Annotated in this window: 16 protein-coding genes; 9 read left to right on the top strand and 7 right to left on the bottom strand. The window is 67.6% G+C overall.

Annotated elements, in window-relative coordinates:
* Positions 1-178: 178 nt before the first annotated feature.
* Positions 179-553 carry a hypothetical protein gene (locus NEF64_RS00265; protein ID WP_252574443.1) on the bottom strand — a complete coding sequence of 125 codons (375 nt, stop codon included), beginning with the start codon at positions 551-553 and terminating at the stop codon, positions 179-181.
* 411 nt (positions 554-964) lie between these two features.
* On the opposite strand from NEF64_RS00265, the gene NEF64_RS00270 reads away from it, so the two are divergent.
* Both NEF64_RS00270 and NEF64_RS00275 read left to right on the top strand, forming a co-directional pair.
* Positions 965-1,486, top strand: coding sequence for a hypothetical protein (locus NEF64_RS00270; RefSeq protein WP_252574445.1), 522 nt, complete (start codon positions 965-967; stop codon positions 1,484-1,486).
* Between the two features lie 304 nt (positions 1,487-1,790).
* Complete coding sequence (locus tag NEF64_RS00275) at positions 1,791-3,758, top strand: glycoside hydrolase family 84 protein (protein WP_235516558.1); 1,968 nt, start codon at positions 1,791-1,793, stop codon at positions 3,756-3,758.
* A gap of 25 nt (positions 3,759-3,783) precedes the next feature.
* Here the strand turns inward: NEF64_RS00275 and mdoH are convergent, their stop codons facing one another.
* The 3 genes from mdoH to NEF64_RS00290 form a co-directional block, all read right to left on the bottom strand.
* Positions 3,784-5,652: a glucans biosynthesis glucosyltransferase MdoH gene (mdoH, locus tag NEF64_RS00280; protein WP_056409724.1), complete on the bottom strand. Its 1,869-nt coding sequence runs from the start codon at positions 5,650-5,652 to the stop codon at positions 3,784-3,786.
* A gap of 3 nt (positions 5,653-5,655) precedes the next feature.
* Positions 5,656-7,203, bottom strand: coding sequence for an OpgD/OpgG family glucan biosynthesis protein (locus tag NEF64_RS00285; protein ID WP_056409719.1), 1,548 nt, complete (start codon positions 7,201-7,203; stop codon positions 5,656-5,658).
* 113 nt (positions 7,204-7,316) lie between these two features.
* Positions 7,317-7,892 (bottom strand): TetR/AcrR family transcriptional regulator, encoded by a 576-nt coding sequence (locus tag NEF64_RS00290; protein WP_320466530.1) that lies wholly within the window; start codon positions 7,890-7,892, stop codon positions 7,317-7,319.
* Between the two features lie 128 nt (positions 7,893-8,020).
* Between NEF64_RS00290 and NEF64_RS00295 the strand changes: the two genes are divergently transcribed.
* Genes NEF64_RS00295 through NEF64_RS00305 form a run of 3 tightly spaced genes read left to right on the top strand, consistent with a single transcriptional unit; the run spans position 8,021 to position 13,925 of the window.
* Positions 8,021-9,223 carry an efflux RND transporter periplasmic adaptor subunit gene (locus NEF64_RS00295; RefSeq protein ID WP_031395481.1) on the top strand — a complete coding sequence of 401 codons (1,203 nt, stop codon included), beginning with the start codon at positions 8,021-8,023 and terminating at the stop codon, positions 9,221-9,223.
* Positions 9,224-9,229: 6 nt separating this feature from the next.
* Positions 9,230-12,424 carry an efflux RND transporter permease subunit gene (locus NEF64_RS00300; RefSeq protein ID WP_082447097.1) on the top strand — a complete coding sequence of 1,065 codons (3,195 nt, stop codon included), beginning with the start codon at positions 9,230-9,232 and terminating at the stop codon, positions 12,422-12,424.
* 4 nt (positions 12,425-12,428) lie between these two features.
* Complete coding sequence (locus NEF64_RS00305) at positions 12,429-13,925, top strand: efflux transporter outer membrane subunit (protein WP_056409716.1); 1,497 nt, start codon at positions 12,429-12,431, stop codon at positions 13,923-13,925.
* Between the two features lie 59 nt (positions 13,926-13,984).
* On the opposite strand, the gene NEF64_RS00310 is transcribed toward NEF64_RS00305, so the two are convergent.
* On the bottom strand, positions 13,985-14,611 hold the full coding sequence (locus NEF64_RS00310; protein WP_235516556.1) for an NADPH-dependent FMN reductase: 627 nt from the start codon (positions 14,609-14,611) through the stop codon (positions 13,985-13,987).
* 118 nt (positions 14,612-14,729) lie between these two features.
* Between NEF64_RS00310 and NEF64_RS00315 the strand changes: the two genes are divergently transcribed.
* From NEF64_RS00315 to NEF64_RS00325, 3 genes are all read left to right on the top strand, one after another.
* The gene (locus tag NEF64_RS00315) at positions 14,730-16,919 is read left to right on the top strand and encodes a transglycosylase domain-containing protein (protein ID WP_056409713.1); all 2,190 of its coding nucleotides are present in this window, start codon (positions 14,730-14,732) and stop codon (positions 16,917-16,919) included.
* 116 nt (positions 16,920-17,035) lie between these two features.
* Complete coding sequence (locus tag NEF64_RS00320; protein WP_056409711.1) at positions 17,036-18,037, top strand: threonine aldolase family protein; 1,002 nt, start codon at positions 17,036-17,038, stop codon at positions 18,035-18,037.
* Entirely contained in the window at positions 18,034-18,966 is a 933-nt protein-coding gene (locus NEF64_RS00325; protein ID WP_056409708.1) for a DMT family transporter, read from the top strand. Before NEF64_RS00320 ends, NEF64_RS00325 begins: the two co-directional genes overlap by 4 nt.
* Here NEF64_RS00325 and NEF64_RS00330 read toward each other — a convergent pair.
* Both NEF64_RS00330 and NEF64_RS00335 read right to left on the bottom strand, forming a co-directional pair.
* A complete protein-coding gene (locus tag NEF64_RS00330) occupies positions 18,879-19,715 on the bottom strand; it encodes a Rossmann-fold NAD(P)-binding domain-containing protein (RefSeq protein WP_056409705.1) in 837 nt (278 codons plus the stop codon). The two genes, NEF64_RS00325 and NEF64_RS00330, sit on opposite strands and share 88 nt — an antisense overlap.
* The gene (locus NEF64_RS00335) at positions 19,712-21,454 is read right to left on the bottom strand and encodes a M28 family metallopeptidase (RefSeq protein ID WP_056409702.1); all 1,743 of its coding nucleotides are present in this window, start codon (positions 21,452-21,454) and stop codon (positions 19,712-19,714) included. Before NEF64_RS00335 ends, NEF64_RS00330 begins: the two co-directional genes overlap by 4 nt.
* 119 nt (positions 21,455-21,573) lie before the next feature.
* Here NEF64_RS00335 and pepN point away from each other — a divergent pair, with 119 nt between their 5' ends.
* On the top strand, positions 21,574-24,186 hold the full coding sequence (pepN, locus tag NEF64_RS00340) for an aminopeptidase N (RefSeq protein ID WP_056409699.1): 2,613 nt from the start codon (positions 21,574-21,576) through the stop codon (positions 24,184-24,186).
* The last annotated feature ends 26 nt before the right edge of the window (positions 24,187-24,212 follow it).

Genomic DNA, 24,212 nt, shown 5'->3' on the forward strand with positions numbered 1-24,212 from the left:
GCGGGTAATCCGACGTTCGCCTTCGCTTCGGACTGCCGTGCTTCCCCTGCATCGCTCGTCATCGTCGTCTCCGCGAACTGCGTACGGATGGAAGCGGACGATCGCAACGTCAGGACGGGGCTCCGGTAGAGGAAATCTTGATCCGCCATTGCGGCCGTACGACACCTGTGGAAGCGGGTCAGGTCGGTCGATCGAGCTGAAGAGGAAGATCCCGAAACGCGTCAGTCGTGATCTGGCCTAGGTCGCCAAGAGCCAAGGCTCCGCCCGATCGTGAGAGCCGCTGCAGGTGCCGCCGATATGCCTCGACCGTCCGCTCTCCGTCGCCGCCGTCCAACGTGCCGTACAGGATGTGTGCCGGCCCGAAGTGGATCTGCCGCCGCCGGCGCTTGATGCGGTCCAGCATGATCGGCCGCGATGCGACGATGCCGATCCTGGCATTCGCCAGTGAGAGGTCGCAGTACGCCAGGAACGCGCCGACCTTCGCGGGGACCTGCGACGCGCGGTCGAAGTCGATCATCGCGGGTCCCTGCCCGGCGAGGGCGATCGTCACCATGATCTCCTGCCAGGCGTCGTGGACCTCTGCGATGCTCAGGTGCGGGACCGGTCTTTCGGCGTCAGCCGCGAGCTGTGCGGCGCCACGACCGGAACGACGATTCAATTGCTGGCGGACGGCCGACGATACGCCGCGTGCTACGAGGATCAGTCAAGCCTCATGTGGCGCGATGCCGGGGCTCTCGTCGCGGTCCTTGCGCTTATCAGCACGGCGCTGTCGCTTCACTCAGTAGTCCTAGGTCGCAAGGGCGGCGACATTGCGAAGGCCGCTGGTCTAGGGAAATGGACCGCGGTTGGCGCAATTCACATTGGCGCCTGAACGGATGACACACCGCTTCACTTCGACGCGGCGAATCGCCACCTAGTAGCTGGGTGCTTGCCTCGGCTGGCGAGGTCTGCTTCCCTCGGGATGATGGCCGATTTCGCCTCTCTATTGACCGGCTCAGTTGCATCACTTGTCGCCGTATGGCTTGGTTCGCGGTTCGCCGAGGTCAAACGTGTTCGTGAGCAGGTTTGGGATCGCAAGGCTGCCGCCTATTCCGACATTTTTGACGCCCTGAACGAGATGCGACGTTACCTCGAGCTCGCGTATCAAGATGCAATTTTCCGCCACGACCGGGATGACGAGGACACGAACCGTCGTGTGGCGATCTATCGTACGGCCATGGACCAGTTAGGAAAAACTGCTTTCCGGCATAGCTGGATCCTGCCTGAGGCGGCACATGACTGCGTCATGCGGCTCGAAGCGATACTTCGTGCAGACTATCATTCTGCCGAGGACTCGCTGGACGCATCTTCTTCCGCTTGTAAAAACACCTTGCGAGAGCTCCAGGCAATAGCCCGCAGCGACATGGCTGAGCCGACCATCTTCAAGAAGATCGGTTTCGCATTCTCAAGAAGCACTCCCCGGCTGGCGGACGAACCTCATAAGTGACAGGGGTACACCCTGCCAAAATTCGCTTAAGTAGCCCCGTTGTTTCTAAGCCATTGAAAAATAGCGGGTCACATGCGAAGTTCGTAAGGGTCAGCGGCATTTTTTTCATCCGACCGCCGCGTGGACCCGACGTCCCGCTGGCCCCGCAGCAGCGGGCCCTAGGTCGGTTACCCCATCCTGACCAAAGTCTGTCGGCAATGGCCGCCATGGCAGCGACGCCTTGCCGTGACGCCGTCCTGTGCCTAAAACCGCTCTCATAATACCAATGAAATACCGGAGAGCTGTTATGACGCGACGCATGGCCATGACGGGGACGTACGCGGCCCTGATCGCGACGGGCTTGGCGACCACGGTCTCCGCGCAGGGCATCGCGCAGCCGGTGACGATGCCCGCCATCTTCCCCGCGCCGACGTCGGTCGCGCTGCGGACCGGCACGATAACGCTCGGCCGATCGGTGGTGCTCGTCGCCCCAGCCGGCACCGACGGTGACAGCGTCGCGCTGGTCCGTGAGATCCTGCGCGCCGCCGGAGTCACGACGATCACGACCGCGCGGCGGCTGCCCGCCGCCCCCGATCGCCCGCACATCCTGCTCGGCACCGGCGACACCGCGATCGTCCGCGACGCGCTCGCCCGCGCCGGTACCGTCCGCGACACGCATCCCGAAGGCTATACGATCGCCACGCTCGCAGCGGGCAGCAGCGGCATTATCACGCTGGCGGGCCAGGACGCGGACGGACTGTTCCATGCCGTCCAGACCTTCCGACAGCTCGCGGCACGCCCGGCCCTCCCCGCGCTGGTGATCCAGGATCATCCCGCGATGCCGATGCGCGGCACGATCGAGGGCTTTTACGGCAAGCCCTGGACGATGGCGGACCGGACGAAGCATCTCGACTTCCTCGCCACCGTCAAGGCGAACACCTATGTCTACAGCCCCAAGGACGATCCCTATGCGCGCGATCGCTGGCGCGAGGCCTATCCCGCGGCGACTTTGTCCGCGCTCGGCACACTGGTCGCGACCGCACGGCGCAATCATGTCGATTTCGTCTATGCGGTCTCGCCGGGCCCGTCGGTGTGCTTCTCAGACCCCGCCGATGCTCAGGCGCTCGAACGCAAGTTCGCCGCGCTGCGATCGATCGGCGTCCACAGCTTCTATGTCGCGCTCGACGACATCGAATATACCAAATGGAATTGCGAACGGGACAAGGCCAGTTTCGGACCATCGGGCGCCGAGGCCGCAGGCATCGCGCAATCACGCCTGCTGAACGCGGTTCAGGCGGATCTGCTTGCGAAGGATCCGTCGTCGCGCCCGCTGATCATGGTGCCGACCGAATATTACGACGCGAAGGAAACCCCGTACAAGGCGGCGCTGCGCAAATATCTCGATCCCCGCGTCGTGGTGCAGTGGACCGGCACCGATGTCGTCCCCCCCGCGATCTCGATCGCCGATGCGAAGACCGCGACCAAAGCCTTCGGGCGCAAGACGCTGCTGTGGGACAATTATCCGGTCAACGATTATGCCCAGACCACCGGGCGGCTGCTGCTCGCGCCCTATGCGCGGCGCGAGGCGGGGCTGGCGGGCGAACTGACGGGGATTCTGTCGAACCCGATGAACCAGGAGGCGCCGAGCCGCGTCGCGGTGACCGGCGTTGCCGCGTTCGGCTGGAACGACAAGGACTATGACGCGGACCGCACGTGGCAGTTCGCCGCCCGCGAGCTGGCGGGCGGCGATCCGCGCGCGACCGCGGCGCTGCTGAGCTTCTTCGATACGCAGCATCTCGCCCCGACCTTCGGCAGCCAACCCTGGCAGCCCCAGGCGCCCAGGCTCAAGGCGCAGCTCGACGCCGTGCGCCTCGCGCTGGCGGAGGGCGACGCGGCGGCCCGCGGTCGCGCGCTCGCCGATCTGGCCAGGGCGGCCGACATGCTGGCGGCCGCGCCCGACACGATCCGCTCGGGCACGATCGATCCGGGCTTTGCGGACCAGGCACGCCCCTGGCTCGATGCGATGCAGCTCTGGGGTCGCGCGTTGCAGATGACCGCCGCCGGACTCGACGCCGCAAACCGCGACGGCGCGGCCGCCGCCGGTTATTTCGCCGAGGCGCGCCGTCTCGCCGCACAGGCCGCGGCCGTCCAGACCATCCCCGGTGCGACGCGGTTCGACGGTGCGATCCGGGTCGCCGACGGCGTGCTCGACCGGTTCGTCGCGGACGCCCCGACGCTGATCGTCGCCGCATCCGCCCCGGCCGTTTCGGCCTCCGCCGAAGCCGTGCGGTAGCCTCGGCGGCGCCGCGCGTCGCGCGTCAGTGCGCGATCGCGTGGAGCGCCGATGCCTCGGTCGCGGGCAGCTGGTCGATGCCGCTGGCGGGCACCTGGAACAGGCCGCGCGCGTCAGCGCGGCTCCCCGCCGCGTTGCTCGCGCTCCATTTGGCGAGCCACGGCGACAGCAACAGCCCGAGCGTCACCGGCGCCAGCCACAGCGCAGTGATCGGGACGGCAGGCGAGATCAGGAGCAGGGCGACCCCCGCCGCGAGATGCCAGCGATAGCGCGGCACGACATCCGCGATCGACAGCCCGTCGCGATCCCGGTTCTGCGGGCTCCAGCCCGATGGCTGGCCGCGGAAGATGCTGATCAGGTCCATCGTCTGCGTCAGCATGATGACCGGCGCGGACAGCATCGATAGCGGGATCTCGGCAATGGCGGACAGGATGATCGCCCGCGCGCCCCCGAACGCCGCGCGCCGGCTCCGGTCGGACACCGCCCAGATGATCCCGAGCAATTTGGGACCGAACAGCAGGATGACCGTCAGCGCCAGCACGCGCGCCGAGGTGGTCGCCTCGACCAGCTTGCTTTCGCCGGCAAAGGCCTGCGCGATGGTCGTCAGGATCAGGACCAGCCAGGCGGGCGACGTCATGTATGCCGACGCCCCGATCGCCAGCTGCAGCCGGTTGACCGGATGGAACCCGTCCGACCCCAGCAGCTTCAGATGCTGGATATTGCCCTGCGCCCAGCGCCGGTCGCGCACCGCCATGTCGATCAGCGTCGGGGGAAATTCCTCATAGCTGTCGTCGATCATGATCAGGTGGACCGCCCAGCCGCGCCGCCGCAGCAAGGCGGCCTCGACCATGTCGTGGCTCATGATCGCGCCGCCGAACGGCGGGCCGCCGGGCAGCACGGGCAGGCCACAGCTTTCGGCAAAGGCCCGGGTGCGGATGATCGCATTATGCCCCCAGAAGCTCGCCTCCGACCCCGACCACCAGACCAGTCCGGCGGTCGAGATCGGTCCGTAGAGCCGGCTGTTGAACTGCATCCAGCGCTGGAATAGCGTGGTCGCGCCGCGGATCGTCGGCACGGTCTGCAACAGTCCGACCGAGGGGCGGCGCTCCATCACCTGCGCCATGCCGATCATCGCGTCGCCGCTCATCAGGCTGTCCGCGTCGAGCACCAGCATGTGATCATAGCCGCCGCCGAAGCGCCGGACCCAGTCGGCGACATTGCCCGGCTTGCGCGCGACATTGTCGGTCCGGCGGCGATAATAGAGCGGAACGCGCGATCCGGGGGCGAGCACCTCCCAGGCCGCGACTTCCTGTGCGCCCGACTCTTCGCCCGAATCGCTCAGTACGAAGAAGGCGAAACTGCCCGCCTCGCCCGCAGCCTCGATCGCGTGCATCATCCGCGCGATCCGCCCGAACACCGCGTCGACATCCTCGTTATGGACCGGGATCAGCACCGCGGTCTGCCCGGTCAGCGGCTGGCGGTTCTGCGGGACCGGCACGAAGCCCGGATGCATCCGCGTCATCAGCAGGACAAAGCCGATCAGCGCGTTGAGAAACCCGAACGCGATCCACGCGAAGAGCGGGAAGAACAGCACGAGCAGCGCGACGTCCCACAGGTCGATGCCGTCGCCGAGCAGCGAATCCTGGACCGCCGCCGAGGCGGTGGTGGCGAGCAGCATCGTCAGCAGGAACAGGAGCAGTCGCCGCGACGACATGCCCTCGGGCGAGGTCAGCGTGTCCGAGCCGTTCGACGGTCCGGCCAGCGGGTCGGGTGTCGGTCCGCCGCCGGTGCCGCGCGCCCGGAAATTCTGCAGCGGCATGTCGATCGGGACGCCGGCGGGCAATCGTGCCGGAAGAGCGGGATGACCGGGGCGGCCCGGGCTGTCCACGGTCATGGCTCAACCCACCTGCGTCAGCACGGTTTCGCTGAGCGACTGCCCGCCGCGCTTCAGGAACAGCCGGACATCGGCCAGCGCCCCGCGTTCGGGCGCGACATCGAGCGTCACGCGCCAGCGGTTCGGCTGGCCGACGACCGGATAGGCGGCGCTGGCCAGGACCCGGCCACGGCTGACATCGGCCTGCACCGTCACGCCGCTCGACCGGTCGAGACCGGCGAGAGCCGCCCCGACGAAATCGACGACGACCTTCCGCGCGCCCGGCGTTGGCTCGGCGCCCGGCCGGCCGGCCGAGCCACGCCAGTTCTCGACCGCATGCGCGGGCTGCGCGACCGAGGGATCGCGCGACGACCAGGTCAGCCGATAGTCGAACTGCATCGTCTTCCCCGCGGTCGCCGGCGCGGCGGGCACCCAGAAGGCGGCGACATTGTCGACCGTCTCGCTCGCGGTCGGGAAGGCGTACAGCGTCACCGCGCCCTTGCCCCAGTCGCCCTTCGGCTCGATCCACAGGTTCGCGCGGCGATCGTAGAAGGCGCCGTCGTCCTGGTAATGATCGAACGCCCGGTCACGCTGGATCAGGCCGAAGCCGCGCGGATTGTCGTCCTGGAAGCTGTCGAGCGTGGGGGTCGCGGGATTGGCGAGCGGACGCCAGATCCGCTCACCGGCACCGGTCGCCATCGCCAGCCCGTCCGAATCATGGATTTCGGGGCGCCAGTCGATCGCCGCGGCGCGGTTGCCCTCGCCATACCAGAACATGCTCGTCGCCGGCGCGATGCCAAGCCGCGCGACGTCCTTGCGCAGCGTGATCGTCGACGAGACATCCTGGACGACGCCGCCATCGGTCCCGTCGGTGTAGCGGCACACGAACCGGTACGCACCGGTCACGCTGGGCCCGTCGAGAAGGGCATAGACGGTATAGCTCTGCGCGCCCGTCGCCTCGATCCAGAAGGCGGTGAAGGCGGGAAATTCCTCCTTGCCGTCGATCCCGGTGTCGATCGCGATACCGCGCGCGGACAGGCCATATTGGTCCTGCGAACCGGCGGTGCGGAAGTAAGAGGCGCCGATGAACGCCATCCAGTCGCTCTTGCCGTCGCTCGACACCGCGCGGAAGCCGGCGATGCCGAGTGCGGCGTGATGCCCGGATTCGGTCTTGAAGAGATCCGCGGCGAAGTCGACCGCGCGCGCCTGCCCGCGTTCGACGACGTGGATCGCGACAGGGGTCGGCGCATAACGGCCGAGCGGGAACAGGCGGATGCCGCCTGCCAGCGTACGCTCGGGTCGATAGCTGATCGAGCCGACCGCATCATAATCGATCGCCTCGGCCGCCGCGACCTTGGCCGGCGCGCGATAAGGCGCGCGCGCCAGCGCGGCGGCGCGCTGTTGCAGCGCCTCCCAGGAAAACGACTCGGGCTTGCCCAGCGCGGGGGCGGACGACGCCGCGGCGCCGCGCCTGCGGGGGGTGCCCGCCCCCGTCTGTGCCAGTGCCGCCGCCGGCCACAGGCCGGTGGCCGCAAGGGCCATCATGATGTCGCGTCGTGTCGTTTCGGTCATGCACCGCTTATCCGACTTCGCGCGCCGCAGTGCAACAATCGGTAATGCCCCGCGCCGCCGCCCGCCCGCCAAACGGGGCCGCCTGCCCCGTCGTCAGGACACCGTGTCGTGTCTCAGAGCGCGTGGAGCGCCGCGAGTATCATCCGCCCGGTGACCTCTGCGGTTTCGGTCTCGGACAGCCGCGGACAGGACAAGGTCCGGTGCCCCAGCCCGAACATGCACGCCAGCACCAGCTCCTCCGCGCCGTCGAGCGCATTTGCCGACAGCGCGGGATTGGCGACGCAGGCGAGATCGCGCACCACCGTGCGAAACCCGGTGCAGAGCGAGCCGATCGTGTCCGCGACCTCGCCGTTGCGATGCGCTTCCGCCATGATATCAAACGACAGTGCCTCGTCCCCCTTGGCGAGCGACCGCCGCGCGAGCTCGACAAATCCGCGCTCGATCGACAGCCGCCCCGTCGACACGTCGTCGGTCAGCTTGCGCAGGTCTGAGAGTTTGGCCTCGGCATCCTCGAGGATCAGCGCCTGGATCAGCGCGTTCTTGCCGGTGAACAGGCGATAGATCTGGCCGACGCTGACGTCCGCAGCGGCAGCCAGTTCGGCCATCGACGTCTGATGGAATCCCTGCGTCGCATAAAGATGCCGGGCCGCATCAACGATGTGCGAACGCGCCGACTTCTCATGTTGCACTGCACTCAAAATTCCACTCCGGACGACGTTTTAACTTGACCCGGCGTTTGCACGTCCATAGCGGCGGCGCAAGCGGAATGAACGTTCATTCCGGTGAACTCTTCTGCACGGACGTCGGGATGCTCAACATGCAGCGATTGAATCTCAAGGGATCGGTGGCCCTGGCCGCGCTGGCGCTGATGGCGGCGTGCAGCAAGGAAGAGGCCCCCCCGCCCCCGCCGACGCCCACGGTCGGCGTCGTGACGGTTGCGCAGGAGGCGGTGACGCTGACCACCGAGCTGCCCGGCCGAATCGCCGCCGTGGAGACGTCGGAAGTCCGCCCGCAGGTGTCGGGCGTCATCCGCCGTCGCCTGTTCACCGAGGGCGCGATGGTCCGTTCGGGCCAGGTCCTGTACGAGATCGAGGACGCCCCCTATCGCGCCGCGCTCGGCACCGCGCAGGGCCAGCTCGGCGCCGCCCAGTCGCAGATCAATGCGACCCGACTCCAGGCGCAGCGTTACGGCCAGCTCGTCGCGCTGAACGCGGTCAGCAAGCAGGAGGCGGACAACGCCACCGCGTCCGCACAACAGGCGCGTGCCAATGTTGCAGCGCAGCGTGCAGCGGTCGAAGCCGCGCGCGTGAACCTCAATTTCACCCGCATCAAGGCGCCGATCTCGGGTCGTATCGGCCGGTCGATCTTCACCGCCGGCGCGCTTGTCCAGACCGGGCAGACCGACGCGCTCGCGACGATCCAGCGGACCGATACCGTCTATGTCGACGTCACCCAGTCGGCGGCGCAGCTGCTCGACCTGAAGGCGGCGATGGCCTCGGGCGGCGTGACGCGTGGCGACGGTACCGCACGCGTCCAGCTGATCCTGCCCAACGGCCAGACCTATCCGATCGAGGGTCGTCTGCAGTTCGCCGAAGTGACCGTCGACCCCGCGACGGGCGCGGTGACGCTGCGCGCCAGCTTCCCCAATCCCAACGGGCTGCTGCTGCCGGGCATGTATGTCCGCGCCAAGCTGGTCGAGGGTATCCGCAGCCAGGCGATCATGGCCCCGCAGGAAGGCATCACGCGCGATCCGCGTGGCAAGGCGACCGCGATGGTCGTCACCGCGCAGAACAAGGTCGAACAGCGCAATGTCGTCACCGACCGCGTGATCGGCGACAAGTGGATCGTCACCAGCGGGCTGAAGCCCGGCGACAAGCTCATCGTCGAGGGGCTGCTCAACCTGCGCCCCGGCACGACCGTCAAGCCCGCCGCTCCGCAGCAGGTCGGCAAGGCCGGTGGCAAGGACGCCGCCGGGAATGCCACGGCTGGTGGTGCCGCCTCCACGCAGGCCGGGAAGTAACGCCTCATGTCACGCTATTTCATCGATCGACCCATCTTCGCATGGGTCATCGCGATCATCCTGATGCTGGCCGGCGTACTGGCGATCCGGTCGCTGCCGATCGCGCAGTTCCCCGAGATCGCCGCGCCCAAGGTGACGGTCGCGACGTCCTATCCGGGCGCCGACGCGCAGACGCTCGAGAATACGACGACGCAGATCATCGAGCAGCAGATGAAGGGGATCGACAACCTTCGCTACTTCGCCTCGACCAGCGACGGCGCGGGCAATCTCGCGATCACGCTGACCTTCGAACAGGGCACCGACGCGGACATCGCGCAGGTCCAGGTGCAGAACAAGCTGCAACAGGCGACCCCGCTCCTGCCGCAGGAAGTGCAGCAGGCCGGGCTTCGCGTGACCAAGGCGACCGCCAACTTCCTGCTCGTGATCGCCGCCTATTCGCAGGACGGCAGCCATGATCAGGTCGATCTCGGCGATCTGATCGCATCCAAGCTTCAGGATCCGCTCAGCCGGATCAAGGGCGTCGGCGACACGCAGGTGTTCGGCGCGCAATATTCGATGCGGATCTGGGTCGATCCGTTCAAGATGTCGAACCTCGGCGTCACCGTCACCGACATCACCTCGGCAATCACCGCGCAGAACGCACAGGTTTCCGCCGGTCAGGTCGGCAGCCTTCCCGCGGTCAAGGGCCAGGCGCTCAACGCCACCGTCACTGCGCAGTCGCGTCTGCAGACCCCGGAACAGTTCCGCCAGATCATCATCCGCTCGGCCACCGGCGGCGCCACCGTGCGCCTCGCCGATGTCGCCCGGGTTGAAATGGGCTCGGAAAACTACAGCTTCCAGGCGCGCTACAACGGCAAGCAGGCGGCGGGCTTCGGCGTGAAGCTGGCGCCGGGCGCCAACGCGCTCGACACCGTCACGCTGGTGAAGGCCGAGGTCGAGAAGATCGCCAAGCAGTTCCCGGCCGACGTCAAGATCGCCTATCCGGTCGACAATTCGACGTTCGTGCGGCTGTCGGTCGAACAGGTGGTCCACACGCTGATCGAGGCGATCATCCTCGTCTTCCTCGTGATGTTCCTCTTCCTCCAGAACTTCCGTGCCACCCTCATCCCGACGATCGCGGTGCCGGTCGTGCTGCTCGGCTCGCTCGCCGTGCTTCAGGTCGCGGGCTTCACGATCAACACACTGACACTGTTCGGCATGGTGCTGGCGATCGGCCTGCTCGTCGATGACGCGATCGTCGTCGTCGAGAATGTCGAACGCCTGATCCAGGAAGAGGGGCTGAGCCCCAAGGAGGCCGCCAAGAAATCGATGGACGAGATCAGCGGCGCGCTGGTCGGCATCGGTCTCGTGCTGTCCGCGGTGTTCCTGCCGATGGCGTTCTTCAGCGGCTCGACCGGCGTGATCTTCCGCCAGTTCTCGATCACGATCGTTTCGTCGATGGTGCTTTCGGTGCTGGTCGCGCTGATCCTGACGCCCGCACTCTGCGCCACCATCCTGAAGCCGTCCAAGCAGGATCACGGCGACAAGAAGGGCTTTTTCGGCTGGTTCAACCGGACCTTCGATCGCGGCGTCGACAGATATGGCAAGGGCCTGCGTCGCGTCGAAAAGGGCTGGGTGCGGACGATGATCGTCTATGCGGTCATCGTCGGCGCGATGCTGTTCGTCTTCCTGCGACTGCCCTCGGGCTTCCTTCCCGAAGAGGATCAGGGGCTGATGTTCGCGCAGGTGTCGATGCCCACGGGCACGACGATGGAAGAGACTGCGCGGACGATGGACAAGCTGCGCGACCACTTCCTGGTCGACGAAAAGGCCAACATTGCGGGCATCTTCACGATCAGCGGCTTCGGCTTTGTCGGCCAGGGCCAGAATGTCGGCCTCGCCTTCATCCAGCTCAAACCGTGGGAGGATCGCGAAGGCGACGCGAATACCGTCGCCGCGGTCGCCCAGCGCGCGAACCAGGCCCTCGCCGGGATCCGCGCCGGCATGGTGATCGGCTTCGTGCCGCCCGCCGTGCAGGAACTGGGCAACGCCAACGGCTTCGACTTCATGCTGAAGGACAATGCCGGCGTCGGCCACGACAAGCTGCTCGAGGCCCGCAACATGCTGCTCGGCATGGCCAGCCAGGACAAGCGCCTGATGCAGGTCCGTCCGAACGGCCTGGAGGATGCGCCACAGCTCAAACTGAACGTCGACCAAGCCCAGGCAGGTGCGCTCGGGCTGAGCCAGGCGGATATCAACACCACCGTCAGCACCGCGTTCGGCGGATCGTACATCAACGACTTCATCGACCGCGGTCGCGTGAAGAAGGTGTTCGTCCAGGCCGATGCGCCGTTCCGCAAGTCGCCTGCCGATCTCGGCAACTTCTATGTCCGCGGCGCGACCAACGCGATGACGCCGATGTCGTCCTTCTCGACCACCGACTGGACCTACGGCCCCGCACGTCTCGAACGTTATAACGGCGTCGCCTCGTTCGAGATCATGGGGTCGCCCGCACCCGGCGTCAGCAGCGGCACCGCGATCAAGGCGATGGAGGAGATGGCGGCCAAGCTGCCCCCCGGCATCGGCTATGAGTGGACCGGCCTCAGCTATGAGGAACAGCTTTCGGGCGGGCAGTCGACCTATGTCTATGCGCTGTCGCTGCTGATCGTGTTCCTCTGCCTTGCCGCACTGTACGAGAGCTGGTCGATCCCGATCGCCGTGCTCCTCGTCGTGCCGCTCGGCGTGCTCGGTGCGGTGCTCGCGGCGATGGTCACGGGGCTCAACAACGACATCTATCTCCAGGTCGGCCTGATCACGACGATCGGCGTGGCGGCGAAGAACGCGATCCTGATCGTCGAGTTCGCCGAGGAGAAGATGGGTGACGGGATGAACGCGGCCGATGCCGCGGTCGAGGCCGCCAAGCTGCGTCTTCGCCCGATCCTGATGACCTCGTTCGCGTTCATCTTCGGCGTGCTGCCGCTCGCGCTGTCGAGCGGTGCGGGTGCCGGCGGCCAGAACGCGATCGGCTGGGCGGTGGTCGGCGGCATGCTGTCCGCGACCGTGCTCGCGATCTTCTTCGTGCCGCTGTTCTTCCTGCTCGTGAAGCGCGTCTTCAAGCAGGACAAGCAGGACAAGCCGGGCAAGCAGGACGGCGACCGTAACCGTGACGACACCCGTGACGGCGACACCACGCCCCACGACCAGCGGCCGCAGGAGGCCTGATCCGATGTTCTCGCGCAAAATCGCTCTGACGTTCGCCGCCGGGCTCACGCTCGCCGGCTGCAACCTGGCCCCGAAATATGTCCGGCCCGAGCTTCCGGTGGCTCCGTCCACGCCGACCGGACCGGCTTATGCGGCGACCGATGCGGCGGGTGCGATCGTGCCCGCGGACACCGCATGGGAGGCGTTCTTCACCGACGACCGTCTGCGCCGCGTCATTCGCACCGCGCTCGACAACAACCGCGACGTCCGCATCGCGGTCGCCAATGTCGCGCAGGCGCGGGCGCAATATCGCGTCCAGCGCGCCGACCTGTTCCCGACGCTGGGTGCGACGGGCAGTGCGACCTATCAGAAGTCCCCCTTCGGCGCCGTCGGTGGCGGTACGGGCGGCACCACGGGTGGCGGCACGGGCGGCGGTACTGGAGGCGGCACCGGCGGCGGCGGCACCGGTGCCGGGGCGGTCGCCGGCGGCGGCCGCTTCGATATCTATTCGGCCAATCTCGGCGTCTCTGCCTGGGAGATCGATCTGTTCGGCCGGGTCCGCAATCTGACCCAGGCGCAGCAACAGGCCTATTTCGCCGCGGAGGAAAACCGCAACGCCGCGCAGGTGTCGCTGATCGCGGAAACCGCGACCGCCTGGCTGACGATGGCGGCGGACCAGGATCGGCTGAAGATCGCGCAGGACACCGAACGGGCATTCGGCCAGACACTCAAGCTGACGCAGGATCGGTTCCGCATCGGCATCGCGTCCGAACTCGAAGTGCGCCAGGCGCGGACGACCTATGACCAGGCACGGTCGGACATCGCCGATGCGACGACGCTCATCGCGCAGGACCAGAATGCGCTGAACCTGCTCGCCGGCACGACGCTCAGTGCCGACCTGCTGCCGGCCCGGATGCCGGAGAAGACGCCGACGCTCGAAAACCTGCCCGCCAACCTGTCCTCCGAAGTCCTGCTGCGCCGCCCCGACGTCGCGGCCGCCGAGCATCAGCTGATCGCGGCGAACGCCAATATCGGTGCGGCCCGCGCGGCGTTCTTCCCCAATATCTCGCTGACCGCGTCGCTCGGCACGTTGAGCCTCGGCCTGTCGAACCTGTTCGGCAAGGGCAGCGAATCCTGGTCGGTCGCGCCGTCGATCACGCAGCCGATCTTCGACTTCGGTCGCAACAAGGGTAATCTGGACTACGCCAAGGCCTCGCGCGACGCGATGCTCGCGACCTATGAGAAGAGCGTCCAGACCGGCTTCCGCGAGGTCGCCGATGCGCTCGCGCGGCGCGGCACGATCAACGCCCAGCTCGAGGCGCAAACGTCGCTGCGCGACAATGCGGCGGGCGCGTTCAACCTGTCGCAACTGCGCTTCCGCGCGGGGATCGATCCGTTCCTCAACACGCTCGATTCACAGCGGTCGCTCTACACCGCGCAGCAGAGCCTGCTCGCGACGCGGCTGGTCCGCGACACCAATGCGGTCGAGCTCTATCGCGCGCTCGGCGGCGGGCTGCGGTAAGACCGGTCCGCCGCGTCATCTGGGGCCAGACCCGGGTGACGCGGCGGTGCGACGCGTGCTTAGTTTGCCGGTTCGGACAGCGGCGCGAACCGAGCGACCTGCCGGCCGACCAGCCGAAGCTGCTCGAGGACCGCGGGATCGCTCGCCCCGCCCTCGGCGTCGAATTTCGTCACCTGCGTGTTAATTGCTGCGGCAAACGGCGTCGGCCAGCCGCGCAAGGCATGGACGATCGAGCGCAGCGCCGCGATCGTGCTGCCCGTCGCCTGCCAGCCATAGGCGGTCGCGATCAGCCCGACCGGCATGTCCGCCAGATAGGGCCGGTCGGGATCACGCGCGGTTTCCTCGAGCAGGTCGAGCGCGTTCTTCACTACCCCCGAGATGCTGCCATGATAGCCCGGGCTGGCGATGATCACCGCCGATGCCCCGCGCACCGCCGCGACAAAGGCACGCTCGTCCTCGGTCCGCTCGGTCGCCTTGGGATCGTAGAGCGGCAGCCGGGCCATGTCCGCGCCGCCGAACATCTGTGTCCGGTATCCGTGTCGCTCGACCGAATCGAGCGCGATCCGCAATGCGCGCTCGGTCGACGACACGCCGCCGATCGTCCCGCCAATGCCGACGACAAGCGGCAGGGAGGGCGATAGAGAGTCGGTAGCTGCCACGGTGTCACCCTGTTCGAACGTCATCATTATGCTCTTCCCCGTTTCGCCCGGTGATGACAACAGGCCAATGCTGTCGCTCAGCGCGCGTACACGTTAAGCGTGCGCATAGGCTTGTCCGAACTGTCATAGAACGATAACACACCAGATGCCCGACCGCTGGAACGATCCGATGCGCCCCGATCCCTTCGACCCCGCCCGATCCGGCTCCGGCATGTCCGGCGAACGCGAGCCCTATGCCTATGAACGCGAGCGGTTGATCACCGAGCGCGAACGCCTGCGCGAGAAATATGAGCGCGAGCGACTGGGCGAGGATCCGGACGGCAATTACGATCCCCGCCAGGACGATGGCTACCCCCAGCCCGCGACACCGCGGCGCAGGCGGGGCGGGATCGGCCGGTGGATCGTGCGCGGCACCGGTATCGGCATCATCCTGCTGGTGATTGCGATAATCTGGCTGGCGATCACGGCGCCTTTGTCGAAATCGCTGCAGCCGCCGACCCCGCCCTCGATCACGCTGACCGCCGATGACGGTACGCCGATCGCCCGGCGTGGCGCGATCATCGGCAAACCGGTCGACGCGGCGACGCTGCCACCGCACGTGCGCGAGGCGTTCCTCGCGATCGAGGACCGCCGCTTCTATTCGCACTGGGGTATCGACCCGCGCGGGATCGCGCGCGCGGCCTGGGCGAATCTCGGGTCGGGCGGCGTGCGCCAGGGCGGCAGCACGATCACGCAACAGCTCGCGAAGAACGCGTTCCTCGATTCGGACCGCACCGCGACGCGCAAGATCCGGGAGGCGATGATCGCCGTCTGGCTCGAGGCATGGCTGTCGAAGGACGAGATCCTCTCGCGCTATCTGTCGAACGTGTATTTCGGCGACAACACCTATGGGATCAGCGCCGCCGCCAAGCATTATTTCGGCCGGACACCCGCGGCGCTGAACGTCGGCCAGGCGGCGATGCTAGCCGGCCTGGTCAAGGCGCCGTCGCGGCTTGCCCCGACCTCCAACCTCGAGGGTGCGCGCAAGCGTGAAGCCGTCGTCGTCGGCGCGATGGTCGCCGCGGGTTTCCTCACCGAAGCGGAGGGCGATGCGGTCCGCCCGCAACGCGTGCTGTCGAACCGCCCGACGCAACTTCCCAACGGCACCTATTTCGCCGACTGGATCCTGCCCGAGGCGCGCGACCAGGCGGGCGAGGTGAAGACCGAGACGACCGTCCGGACCACGCTCGATCCGCGGCTGCAACGTGCCGCCGAACGCACCGTCGCGCGCGCCGGACTGCGCGAGGCGCAGGTCGCGCTGGTGGCGATGCGCCCCGATGGCCGCGTCGTCGCGATGGTCGGCGGCAAGGACTACCGCAAGAGCCCGTTCAACCGCGCGACGCAGGCGCGGCGCCAGCCCGGCTCGACGTTCAAGCTGTTCGTCTATCTCGCCGCGATGCGCGCGGGAATGACACCCGATTCGACGATCGAGGACCGCCCGGTGACGATCGGCGACTGGACGCCCAAGAACAGCGACGGCCGCTACCAGGGGACGATCACGCTGCGCCAGGCATTTGCCCGCTCGTCCAACGTCGCGGCCGCCCGGTTGACGCAAGAAGTCGGCGTCCGGGCAGTGATCAAGGCTGCGCGCGACCTGGGGATTTCCACGCCCATTCCGAACGAGGCGACGATCGGCCTCGGCACCTCGACCGTGTCGCTGCTCGAGCTGACCGCCGCCTATGCCGCGATCGCGCGCGAGACCTATCCGGTGCAGCCGCGCGGGCTGGCCGATGTTCGGGAAAAGGGCTGGTACCAGTCGCTGACCGGCGGTTCGACCGCACTGCCGCCGAAGATCCATGACGAGATGCTCGACCTGCTCGCCGCCTCGATCCGCAACGGAACCGGGCGGAGCGCCAACCTGACGGTCGATGCGTTCGGCAAGACCGGGACGACGTCGGACAACAAGGATGCGCTGTTCGTCGGCTTCGCACGCGACCTGGTGGTCGGCGTATGGGTCGGCAACGACGACAACAGCTCGAACCCCGGCCTGTCGGGCGGCGGCATCCCCGCGCGGATCTGGCGCGACTTCATGCAGTCTGCGCTGGGTATCGCTCCCGTCGCCGCCCCCGCGCCGCCGGTCGAGGAGATCGACCCCGATGCGCTGCCCCCCGAAGACGGGGACAACAGCGTCCTGCCACTCGGCGGCGAGATCGAGGGGCTCGGCTTCAACCTGAAGATGGGCGAGGACGGGACGATCTCGGTCGGCCCCGCACGCCGCGATCGACCGGAGGATGGGCCACCCCGCGACGATCGCCGGCCGCCCGAGGAGGAACCGGGGTTTGACGAGGGGCAGTAGTCCGATCCCCCGCCGTCATCCTGACGAAAGTCAGGACCCGGGATGACGACGTAGAAGGGGGCGACCCAGGCGAAGCGCCCGTTGACGCCATCACCGCATCGCAGCATGTCCTGACGATGCGCTTTTTCTCCGACAACGCCGCCAGGATCCACCCACAGGTCATGGCCGCGATCGCCGCCGCCGACACGCTCGACACCGCCTATGCGGGTGATCAATGGAGCCAGCAGCTCGACGGTCGCCTGTCGGCGCTGTTCGAGACCGAGGTCGCGGTGCTGTGGGTGCCCACCGGCACCGCCGCCAACTGCCTCGCGCTCGCCGCGCTGTGCCCGCCGCATGGCGGCATCGTCTGCCACCGCGACGCGCATATCCAGAACGACGAGGGCGGCGCGCCCGAATTCTACACCCACGGCGCCAAGCTGTTCCTCGCCGATGGGGAGGGCGCGAAGCTGACACCGTCGACGATCCGCACCGTGCTCGACGCGATCCCCGACGACGTCCACCGCGTCCAGCCGCACGCGATCTCGATCACCAACGCCACCGAATATGGCCGGGTTTACCGCCCCCACGAGGTTGCCGAGATCGGCGCGCTCGCAAAGGAGCGCGGGCTCGGCTTCCACATGGACGGCGCGCGTTTTGCGAACGCCATGGTCCATGCGGGATGCTCGCCCGCCGACATGACGTGGCGCGCAGGCGTCGACGCGCTGAGTTTCGGGTTCGTCAAGAACGGCGCGATGAGTGCGGAGGCGCTGGTGTTCTTCAAGCCCGAGCTTGCCGCCGTCACCCAGTATCGCCGCAAGCGCGCGGGCCTGCTCCTGTCAAAGGGGCGGTACCTCGCCGCGCAGATCCTCGCGATGCTCGAGGACGACCTGTGGCTCGCCAATGGCGAGACCGCGAACCAGGCTGCCACGCGACTGGCCGCGGCCGCGGGCGACCGCCTCGTCCATCCGGTCGAGGCCAATGAGGTCTTTCTCCGCGCGACCCCCGACGAAGCCGCCGCGCTCCGCGCGCAGGGGTTCGATTTCTATGACTGGGCAGCAGGTGAGATCCGGCTGGTGACCGCGTGGGACACGCCGGTCGGTCCGGTCGACCAGCTCGCGGACGCGATCCGGGCGTTATGACCGGGCCGTCCGGTTCGCCCCAACCCCCGATCCAGTCGACGCGTGCGGCGGTGCTCGTCCCGTTCGGGATCGTCACGCTGATCTGGGGGTCGACCTGGCTCGTCATCCGCGACCAGATTGCGGTGGTGCCGCCGAGCTGGTCGATCAGCTACCGCTTCCTCATCGCCGGCATCGCGATGGCGATCTATGCGCGGGTAAAGCGCGAAAGCCTCGTGCTCGACGCCCGCGGCTACGCCTTTGCCGCGGTCATCGGTACCGCGCTGTTCACGTTCAACTTCAACTTCGTCTACCGCGCCGAGCATTATGTGACGTCGGGGCTGGTCGCGGTGGTGTTCGCGTTGCTGCTCGTCCCCAACGCGGTGTTCGGCCGCATCTTCCTGGGGCAGAAACTCGGGCGACAATTGATGCTTGGGTGCGCCGTCGCGATGGCGGGCGTCGCATTGCTGTTCGTCAACGAGGCGCGGGTCGATCCGCATGGTCCGCAGTCCGCGACCATCGGCATCGCCCTGACGCTGGGCGGCGTCCTGGCCGCGTCGATCGCCAATGTCATGCAGGGCAGCGCGTTTGCCAAACGCTATCCGATGGCCCCGATGCTGGCGATCGCGATGCTGATCGGCGCGACGCTCGACGCGACCTTCGCCTGGATCACCACCGGGCCGCCGGTGTTCGAGCTGCGGCTGGGCTATATCGCCGGGATCCTCTATCTCGGCATCTTCGCCTCCGCGCTCGCCTTCCCGCTCTACTTCAACGTCATCCGCGCGATCGGGCCTGCCAAGGCGGCCTATTCGGGGGTGATCGTGCCGGTCATCGCGATGATCTTATCGACGATCTTCGAGCATTATCACTGGTCGACGCTAGCGGTGGCCGGTGCGGTGCTCGCCGGTGCCGGGCTCGTCATCGCGCTCAGCGCCCGCAGACCCGCCCGGTAATCCGGCCAGGTCGGCGTCCAGCGCAGGACGCGCTTCGCCTTGCCGTTCGCCACCCGCCGGTTCTCGGCATAGAAACCGCGCCCCATCGCCGACAGCTGCTCGATCGTCACGAACGGCGGCGCGGGCAGACCGAGCAGTGCTGCGGCGAAGGCGACGACGTCGTTCTGCGACGCGGGGACGTCGTCCGCCAGATTATAGGCGCCTGGCGGCGCATCGAACGCGGCGATTACGCCCGCGCCGATATCGTCGACATGCGCGCGACTGAACACCTGTCCCGGCTGGTCGATCCGGTGCGCCTTGCCCTCGCGCACGCGGTCGAGCGGCGACCGGCCGGGGCCGTAAATGCCGGGCAGGCGAAACGTCCGCGCGCCGATCGCGAGCCAGTCGGCATCGGCCGCTGCCCGCGCGCTCCGGCGTCCGCCGCCGATCGGCGCGGTCTCGTCGACCCAGGCACCACCGGCATCGCCGTACACGCCGGTCGACGACAGATAGCCGAGCCACGCCCGCGTCCGCAGCAGCGCCGATCCGTAGCGCGCCAGCACGGGGTCGGCGTCATGCTCTGGCGGGACCGAGGACAGGATATGCGTCGCAGCGGCGATCTCCGTCATGACCGCAGCGGCGTCGTCGAACCGGATCGTGTCGCCGCGACCGTCGCGCGACGTGCCGACGACATGCCACCCGTCCCCGGCCAGCTGGCGTGCGATCCGCGACGCGGTATAGCCGAGGCCGAAAACGAGCAGCCGGCTCATTTCGCGGCCGCCGCCCGGCCCATCGGCCCCTTGTAGAGCGTGCCGAAATAGTCGCCCGAATTCCAGACCGGCCGCTCCGCGCCATCGGCGATCTCGCGCGCGATCCGGTAGTTCGCATCGACGAACCGCACGCCCTGATCCCACAGGATCGGCTGCGACAGATCGTCAGACGGCTTGTGATAGTTGTTCGCCATGAAATAGGCGACCGCGGCCTTGCCCGGCCCCTTCTGCCCCGGCCACAGGAACACTGCCGGGATCCCCTTCTGGACGAAGCGGAAATGATCCGAGCGGACGAAGATTCCCTCTTCGGGCATCGGATCGGGCGACAGGCCGACACCGATCGCCGCGACCGCCTTTTGGACAATCGGGCCGAGCGTCGATCGCTCCGCGCCGAACACCACCATGTCCTCGAACTTGTAGGTCAGGATCGGCATGTCGAGGTTCACGTCCGCGACGATATTGGCGAGCGGCACGGTCGGGTGATTGGTGAAATAATCGCTGCCGACCAGCCCCTTTTCCTCGCCCGTGACCGCGAGGAAGATCAGCGTGCGCTTCGAGCCCTTGCCGCTGGTCGTGAAGCGCTTGGCCTCCTCGATCAGGCTGGCGATGCCGATCGCATTGTCGAGCGCGCCGTTGTTGAGCGCATCGCCGTCCTTCGCGCCGTTCGCAGGCCGGGTGATGCCGATATGGTCGAGATGCGCGGACAGCACGACGACCTCCTTGCCGAGCACCGGATCGGTGCCGGGAATGACGCCGACGACGTTGCTGCTTGCCGCCGGCGCGAAGCTCGTCTTGGTCGCGACCGTCAGCGTGCCCGCAAGCGGCTCCGACCTGAACTTCGCATTGTCCGACCGCGCCTGCTTGGCGATCGCCTTCCACGACGCGCCGAACAGCTTGGTCGCGCCTGCGACGCTCAGCGTGCCGAGCGACGGCGCGCCGGGAGCGTCGATCTTGCCGGTGCCGTCGGGGTTGGCCCAGGTCATTCGGGCGGCGTCGTAGAATTGCGCCGATCGCGCGAACGGGCGGGCCTTGGCGGTGCGCGGGCTTTCGAGCGTGATCACGCCGACCGCCCCCTTGCTCTCGGCGGTCCGGGCCTTGGTGCCGCCGGATCCAAAAAAAGCACGCTCCTCGCCGTTGAACCGCGCCGGCGCACCGCCGAAATAAGCGACGATCTTGCCGCGCACGTCGACGCCGGCATAGTCGTTCTGGCCGTATTGCGGGGCGTCGATGCCATAGCCGACGAACACGATCGGCGCCGACACCGCGGTATCCGCCTTCGCACCGTTGGCGGCGGGTACATAGTCTGCCGCGAACACCAGCGGCTGCGCGGCGCCGGACTGCGGCGTCCAGGTGAAGCTGCCCTTGTCCGCGGCCTTGTAGCTGACCAGCGGCACGCGCTGCAGATAGCCGGCATCGTCACCGCCCGGCCGCAGACCGGCGGCATAGAATTGCGCCGCGACATATTGCGCAGCGATGTCGAACTCGGGGCTGCCCGCCTCGCGCCCCTTCATCGCATCGGAGGCGAGGAACAGGACGTGCGCCTTCATCGCCGCCTGATCCGCCGGCAGCGGCGCTGCGAGCCGTGCATTGAGGATCGCCGGATCGGGCTTTGCCGCCGGGGTGGCCCCCGATGCGGGTGCCGGTGTCGGCGCGGCGGCTTTCGGTTGCGGGGCCGACGTCTGCGCCAGCGTCGCCGTGGAGAGGGCGAGCACCGAGAGCGCGCCGATGAACCGATACATGCCGAAATCCTCGCAAGACGAACGTGTTGCAGCCGGGTAGCACGCCGGCCGCGACACGCAAGCACAGCCCGGCAAGCTTTGGCTGGCGGAGCCCGCGACGGCCCCTATATTCGACTTCTATGCTCGACATCCAACACAGCCTCGCCCAGCCCGACATCGCTGCCCCGGTCGCCATTCGCCGGGTCGATTATACGGCGCCGGCCTGGCTGGTGCCGACGACACGGCTGGAGTTCACGCTCGATCCGTCCGCGACGCGCGTCATCGCGACGCTGTCCGTCACCCGCAACGGTGACCATCACGATCCGCTGAAGCTCGATGGGGCAGGCCAGCGACCGCTGTCGATCATGGTCGACGGCGTCGCGGTCAACGACTGGCATTTCGAGGGCGAGCAGCTGGTGATCCCCCTGTCGGGCGACGCGCATGTCGTCGAGACCGAGGTCGAGATCGCCCCCGACCGCAACACCCAGCTGATGGGGCTCTATGCCTCGGGCGGCAATCTATGCACGCAGTGCGAGGCGGAGGGGTTTCGCCGCATCACCTATTTCCCCGACCGTCCCGACGTGCTCAGCCGCTATTCGGTGCGGATGACGGCGGACAAGGCGCGCTTCCCCGTGCTGCTGGCGAACGGCGACCCCGTCGCACAGGGCGATCTCGCCGATGGCCGCCACTGGGCGGAATGGAACGACCCCTTCCCCAAGCCCTCCTATCTGTTCGCGATCGTCGCCGGGGATCTTGCGGTCAATTCGGGCCGTTTCACGACGATGTCGGGGCGCGAGGTGTCGCTCGGCATCTGGGTGCGCAAGGCGGACCTCGCCAAGACCGATCATGCGCTCGAGGCGCTGGCGCTCTCCATGGCCTGGGACGAGGCGACCTATGGCCGAGAATATGATCTCGACGTGTTCAACATCGTTGCGGTCGACGACTTCAACTTCGGCGCGATGGAGAACAAGGGGCTCAACATCTTCAACTCGCGCTACATCCTGGCCGACCCCGATACCGCGACCGATTACGACTATGACGCGATCGCCGCGGTCGTCGCGCATGAATATTTCCACAACTGGTCGGGCAACCGGATCACCTGCCGCGACTGGTTCCAGCTGTCGCTGAAGGAGGGCTTCACGGTCTATCGCGACCAGGGTTTCTCCGCCGACCAGGGCAGCCGTGCGGTCAAGCGGATCGAGGACGTCCGCGGCCTGCGTGCGTCGCAGTTTCCCGAGGATTCAGGGCCGCTCGCGCATCCCGTCCGCCCCGAATCCTATCAGGAGATCTCCAACTTCTACACCGCGACGATCTACAACAAGGGCGCCGAGCTGATCCGCATGATGGCGGCGATCCTCGGGCCGAAGAACTTCCGGGCGGGGACCGATCTGTATTTCGACCGCTTCGACGGCACCGCCGCGACCTGCGAGGATTTCGTCGCCAGCATGGAAGAGGCGAGCGGGATCGATCTGACGCAGTTCCGCCTCTGGTATTCGCAGGCAGGCACTCCGCGTCTCTCGGCAAGCCTGTCGCATGATCCGGCGGCGCGGCGCGCGACGCTGACGCTGGCGCAGCATGTGCCCGCCACGCCGGGCCAGCCGGACAAGGCGCCAATGGTCCTGCCGCTCGCGATCAAGCTGTTCGGCGCCGACACGGGCACCGCGCTGATCGACGAACGGCTCGTCCTGCTCGACGGGCCGGGCGAGACGATCCGGTTCGAGGGGATCGACGAACGCCCGGTCCTGTCGATCAATCGCGGCTTTTCCGCGCCGGTCGTGGTCGAAAGCGATCGCACCGCGGCGGACCTCGCCTTTCTCAGCGCGCATGACGACGATCCCTTCGCGCGGTATGAGGCGATGCAGCAGCTGATGCTCGAGACGCTCGTGGCCAGCGCGAGCACGGGTCGCGCGGAGCATGACGGTGTGATCGCTGCGGTCGCCCGGACGCTGGAGGATCCCGAGCTCGACCCCGCCTTCATCGCCGAAGCGGTGATGCTCCCCTCCGAGAGTTTTATCGGCGACCAGATGCGGATCGTCGATCCCGACGCCATCTTCCGCGCGCGCGACGGCCTGCGTCGCGATCTCGGCACGCAGCTCGAACGCCAGTGGCGCCAGGCGCATGCGCGCGCCGGTTCGGCACCCTTTGCCTATACGCCCGAGGGCAAGGGCCTGCGCCGGCTGCGCTCGGTCGCGCTCGCCTATATCATGGCGAGCGACGCCCCCGACGCCGCCGAACTGGCACTCGCGCAGTTCGAGGGGGCGGACAACATGACCGACCGCCAGGGCGCGCTGACCGCGCTCGTCAGCTCGACGGCGGCACAGCGCGACACGGCGCTCGACCGCTTCTACGCGCGCTACAGCACCAATCCGCTGGTGCTAGACAAGTGGTTCCAGACCCAGGCCCAGTCGTCACGCGACGATACCGGCACGGTCGTCGCGGCGCTCGCCCGCCATCCCGACTTCACGCTGACCAATCCGAACCGCGCGCGCGCGCTCATCGGCGCGTTCGCGGCAAACCAGCGTGCCTTTCACGCGATCGACGGCAGCGGCTATCGCTTCCTCGCGGATCATCTGATTGCGCTCGACCGGCTCAATCCGCAGACCGCGGCAAAGCTCCTGCCGCCGCTTGGTCGCTGGCGCCGGTTCGACGCCAAACGCGCCGGGCTGATGCGTGCGGAACTCGAGCGGATCCTGCACACGCCCGGACTGTCGCGCGACATGGTCGAGCAGAGTTCGAAAAGCCTCGAGGGCTAGGCGCCGGGCCGGATTCGGCCCGGACG

This window comes from Sphingomonas aerolata, assembly GCF_023935825.1.
In the GTDB taxonomy this organism is placed as follows: Bacteria; Pseudomonadota; Alphaproteobacteria; order Sphingomonadales; family Sphingomonadaceae; genus Sphingomonas; species Sphingomonas aerolata.

Excerpts from the sequence above, each read along its gene's own strand:
- NEF64_RS00320 (WP_056409711.1), top strand. The coding sequence starts at position 17,036 with ATGCGCTTTTTCTCCGACAACGCCGCCAGGATCCACCCACAGGTCATG.
- NEF64_RS00305 (WP_056409716.1), top strand. The coding sequence starts at position 12,429 with ATGTTCTCGCGCAAAATCGCTCTGACGTTCGCCGCCGGGCTCACGCTC.
- NEF64_RS00295 (WP_031395481.1), top strand. The coding sequence starts at position 8,021 with ATGCAGCGATTGAATCTCAAGGGATCGGTGGCCCTGGCCGCGCTGGCG.
- NEF64_RS00325 (WP_056409708.1), top strand. The coding sequence starts at position 18,034 with ATGACCGGGCCGTCCGGTTCGCCCCAACCCCCGATCCAGTCGACGCGT.
- NEF64_RS00310 (WP_235516556.1), bottom strand. The coding sequence starts at position 14,611 with ATGATGACGTTCGAACAGGGTGACACCGTGGCAGCTACCGACTCTCTA.
- NEF64_RS00270 (WP_252574445.1), top strand. The coding sequence starts at position 965 with ATGGCCGATTTCGCCTCTCTATTGACCGGCTCAGTTGCATCACTTGTC.
- mdoH (WP_056409724.1), bottom strand. The coding sequence starts at position 5,652 with ATGACCGTGGACAGCCCGGGCCGCCCCGGTCATCCCGCTCTTCCGGCA.
- NEF64_RS00285 (WP_056409719.1), bottom strand. The coding sequence starts at position 7,203 with ATGACCGAAACGACACGACGCGACATCATGATGGCCCTTGCGGCCACC.
- NEF64_RS00335 (WP_056409702.1), bottom strand. The coding sequence starts at position 21,454 with ATGTATCGGTTCATCGGCGCGCTCTCGGTGCTCGCCCTCTCCACGGCG.
- NEF64_RS00330 (WP_056409705.1), bottom strand. The coding sequence starts at position 19,715 with ATGAGCCGGCTGCTCGTTTTCGGCCTCGGCTATACCGCGTCGCGGATC.
- NEF64_RS00275 (WP_235516558.1), top strand. The coding sequence starts at position 1,791 with ATGACGGGGACGTACGCGGCCCTGATCGCGACGGGCTTGGCGACCACG.
- pepN (WP_056409699.1), top strand. The coding sequence starts at position 21,574 with ATGCTCGACATCCAACACAGCCTCGCCCAGCCCGACATCGCTGCCCCG.
- NEF64_RS00265 (WP_252574443.1), bottom strand. The coding sequence starts at position 553 with ATGGTGACGATCGCCCTCGCCGGGCAGGGACCCGCGATGATCGACTTC.
- NEF64_RS00300 (WP_082447097.1), top strand. The coding sequence starts at position 9,230 with ATGTCACGCTATTTCATCGATCGACCCATCTTCGCATGGGTCATCGCG.
- NEF64_RS00315 (WP_056409713.1), top strand. The coding sequence starts at position 14,730 with ATGCCCGACCGCTGGAACGATCCGATGCGCCCCGATCCCTTCGACCCC.